We start from the raw sequence: 4,039 nt of genomic DNA, 5'->3' as shown, positions 1-4,039 counted from the left end.
CGACCTCTTCGCCGGCGGCCGCATCGGCAGCGTCTTCACCCTCCTCGCGGCGATTGCGCTTGCCGCCGCGCTTGCCGCGCCGGCGCTTCTTGCCGTGGCTGTCTTCCGCTGCTTCGGCCGTTTCGCCAATGCCGACCGTAGCTTCATCGCCCGCTTCGGCTGCCTCGTTGCTCGCGGCGGCGGAAACGCTATCCGCCGGCGCCGGCGTTGAGACTACTCCAGCGCCATGCTCGCGCTCGCCGTGCTCGCGATCGCGATCCTTGCCGCCGCGCCGCCGGCGGCGCTTGCGGCGCTTGCGGTCACGGCCTTCGCCGTCCTCACCGGACCTCTGCTGCTGCGGCTGCTGCTGGGACTGGCGCGGCTGTTCCGCCTGGGCGGGCGCCTCCTCCTCGTCCTCGATGACGATCTCGTCCTCGGGCTCCTCCGGCTCGACATAGGCCGGCAGACTGCGCACTTCGACGAAGCCCTCGGGCTTTTCGGCGATCGCGCCACGGAAGATCGCATAGTGCTGCGCGCCGACCGTGTCGTCGGCCTCGATCGTGATGGTCAGGCCGAAGCGGCTTTCGAGTTCGACCAGCGTGCCGCGCTTGTGGTTGAGCACATAAAGCGCGGTCGCTGCCGGCGTGCGGACCGTGATGTGGCTGCGCGAATCCTTGAGCAGGAATTCCTCTATCGCCCTGACCACCATCAGCGCCACCGAGGAGTCGGAACGCACATGGCCGGTACCGCCGCAATGCGGGCAGGGCTTCATGGTAGATTCCAGCACGCTGGCGCGGATGCGCTGGCGCGACATCTCCATCAGGCCGAAATGCGAGATGCGGCCAACCTGGATGCGGGCGCGGTCGTTCTTGAGGTGATCCTTCAGCCGCTTCTCGACGGAGCGGTTGTTGCGGTTCTCCTCCATGTCGATGAAGTCGATGACGATCAGGCCGGCAAGGTCGCGCAGCCTGAGTTGCCTGGCGACTTCCTCGGCGGCTTCCAGATTGGTGTGGAGCGCCGTGTCCTCGATCGAGTGCTCCTTGGTGGAGCGGCCCGAATTGACGTCGATAGAGACCAGCGCCTCGGTCTGGTTGATGATGATGTAGCCGCCGCTCTTCAGCGTCACCTGCGGCTGCAGCATGCGGTCGAGCTGCGCCTCGATGCCGTTGCGCACGAAGATCGGGGTGGTGTCGCGATAGGGCTGAACCACCTTGGCGTGGCTCGGCATCAGCATGCGCATGAAGTCCTTGGCCTCGCGATAGCCGTCCTCGCCGGAGACCAGGATCTCGTCGATATCCTTGTTATAGAGGTCGCGCACCGAGCGCTTGATCAGGCTGCCTTCCTCGTAGACCAGGGCAGGGGCCGTGGACTGCAGAGTGAGGTTGCGGACATTCTCCCAAAGCCGCATCAGATATTCATAATCGCGCTTGATCTCGGCCTTGGTGCGGCTCTCGCCGGCGGTGCGCAGGATGACGCCCATGCCCTGCGGCACTTCGAGGTCGGCGACGACTTCCTTCAGCCGCTTGCGGTCCTGGGCGTTGGTGATCTTGCGCGAAATGCCGCCGCCGCGCGCGGTGTTCGGCATCAGCACCGAATAGCGGCCGGCGAGCGACAGATAGGTGGTGAGTGCGGCGCCCTTGTTGCCGCGCTCTTCCTTGACCACCTGGACCAGCAGGATCTGACGGCGCTTGATGACTTCCTGGATCTTGTACTGGCGGCGCACCGGCTTGCGGCGGTTGCGCACCTCTTCAAGCGCATCCTCGGCGCCGACCGATTCGATTTCGTGGTCGTCCGGATGCGAGGACTGCACCTCTTCCAGCATGCCGCGATCGTCGCTGGAGGGGGCTTCGCCGTTCTGTTCGGCTTGCGGGGCCGGTTCGGAAATCACGTCGGCTTCGACGCTAGCGGCGATCGAGGTAGGGCCACCCTCGGATGTTTCGCCACCGTCGTCCGCGGTGGCATTGTCGCCATGCTCCGCGGCTCCGTGATCCTTGCCGCCATCCTGCGAGCCGGCGTCGGCATCATTGGACTGAATCTCGATGGTCTCGGCGATCGTCTCGACGACCTCTTCGCCGCTTTCACCGGCAGCCTCGCCGCTTGCGACCTCTGCGGCGCTGTCGCCGGGCTCCTCGGAACCGGCGGCGCTGGCCTCGCGCTTGTGTTCGCCACGGTCGCGGTTCTTGCCGCCGCGCCGGCGACCGCGCCGGCCGCGATCGCGGGCCTGGTGCTCCTCGCCGTCGCCGTCCTCATCGTCTTCGTCCTCGGCCTCCTGCGCTTCCGCGCGCAACAGTGCCTGACGGTCGGCGACCGGGATCTGATAGTAGTCGGGGTGGATTTCACTGAAGGCGAGGAAACCGTGACGGTTGCCGCCATACTCGACAAAAGCTGCCTGAAGGGACGGTTCGACGCGCGTTACGCGGGCGAGGTAGATGTTTCCTTTGAGCTGCTTCTTGTCCTGGGATTCAAAGTCGAATTCTTCAATACGGTTACCGCGAATGACGACAACGCGTGTTTCCTCCTGGTGGGAGGCGTCTATCAGCATCTTGTTGGGCATTATTTCGTTTCCTCCCGGCAGCCGCCAGCCGCAGCTTGCGGGGCAAAGCCCGCTGCTTCGGTCCTGGAACATGGATGCCGGACAATTGAACGTCCGCCGGCCGCCGCTTGAGCGCCATGGCGGTGCCGCCCGCAGCCACGATGGCGCGGTTTGCTGCGGACCTTTCCATGATTGCGCTTGAAGCCATTGGCACCAGCAGAACCTTTTGAACCAAAGCCCGGACGAACCGGACCAGCTTGTTTGCTCATACAGAGCCGGCGCGGGACACCCCGGCCGTTTTCCTCACGCAAGCGATTCCCCCGCCACGGGCGCACGCCTGCGAAATTCGTCGCGATCACCTGAAGCCTTTTCGCTGGAAGCGAAAGGAGCCGCCTTTCATCTGACCTGTAGCAGGAAGCTGCGGAGGAAGCGGTTCCAGGATTGCAGTGATCCACCATCGCTTTTATGATTTGGCGGCAGGGAAGGCAACCCCGATTTCGGATGCCGGCAAAAAGGAGTTCCCTAAGGGAAGCCCGGCCTTCAATTCCTTGCGCGAAAAGGCTTGGTTAACCTTCTCTGGATACCAATCGTTAATCGAGTTCGCGGCCTTGCCGGCACTTCGATGCAACGACCGGCGCCTGGCGCCAAACCGGGAGTAACTGAAAGAACATGGGACTGGCAGGCACCGCAAACAAGGGTCGTTGCGCAGCCTGGCCTGTCTTGCATGCGGCCTGCGCGTTTTTGCTTATGGCGGTTTTCCTCGGCCTGTCGGGCGTTTCCCGCGCCGGAGACGCGCCGCTCGGCGCCACCAGCTACAAGATGGCCGGCGATGCCACCAAGATGCGCATCGTCATGACTTTCGACCGCGAGCCCGACATTAAATGGTTCCTGCTGCGCGGCCCCAATCGCCTCGTCGTTGACCTGCCGCGCACCAGATTCGCCATGAGTGCCAAGGATGTGAAGGCGCGCGGCCTGGTCCGGGCTGTACGCTACGGCGATCAGGGTGAGGGGTCACGGCTGATCCTCACCAGCAAGGGGCCGTTTGCGGTCGACAAGCTCGACGTACTCAAGAACGACGACGGCGGCGGCTATCGCATCGCCATCGACATATCGGCGGCCTCCGCGCGGGAATTCGATGCCGCGCTCGCCAACCAGGCGTTGACCACCGGCTCGACGGTGTCAACCGACAAGGGCGGCAGGGTCGGAACCGGGCCGATCTCCAATCCCGGCCATCGCTTCACCGTCGTCATCGATCCCGGCCATGGCGGCGTCGACGGCGGCGCCGAGGGTCTCAACGGCACCATCGAGAAGAATGTCACGCTCGCCTTCGCCACCGAGTTGCGCGACCAGCTCGTCGCGGTCGGCAAATACGATGTGTTCATGACGCGCGAGACGGACGAGTTCCTGCGGCTGGACGACCGGGTGCGCATCGCCCGCCAGCATGAGGCCGACCTGCTGATATCGATCCACGCCGACACGATCAGCGTCAAGGGCATTCGCGGTGCCACCGTCTACACCGTCTCCGAC

2 protein-coding genes are annotated in these 4,039 nt (G+C 64.5%); one reads left to right on the top strand and one right to left on the bottom strand.

Features of this window, described 5'->3' with window-relative positions:
- Positions 1-2,533: ribonuclease E/G (locus EN745_RS31325; RefSeq protein WP_145992242.1), on the bottom strand; the 2,533-nt coding region annotated here is incomplete at its 3' end.
- A 648-nt stretch (positions 2,534-3,181) separates the two neighbouring features.
- Between EN745_RS31325 and EN745_RS31320 the strand changes: the two genes are divergently transcribed.
- The coding region (locus EN745_RS31320; RefSeq protein WP_145992241.1) for an N-acetylmuramoyl-L-alanine amidase at positions 3,182-4,039 on the top strand (858 nt) is incomplete at its 3' end.

Origin of the sequence: Mesorhizobium sp. M4A.F.Ca.ET.022.05.2.1 (assembly GCF_003998845.1) — a bacterium.
Taxonomy (GTDB): Bacteria; Pseudomonadota; Alphaproteobacteria; order Rhizobiales; family Rhizobiaceae; genus Mesorhizobium.
Note: the sequence above shows the minus strand (reverse complement) of the source record. Positions and strands in the feature narration are given on the sequence as shown.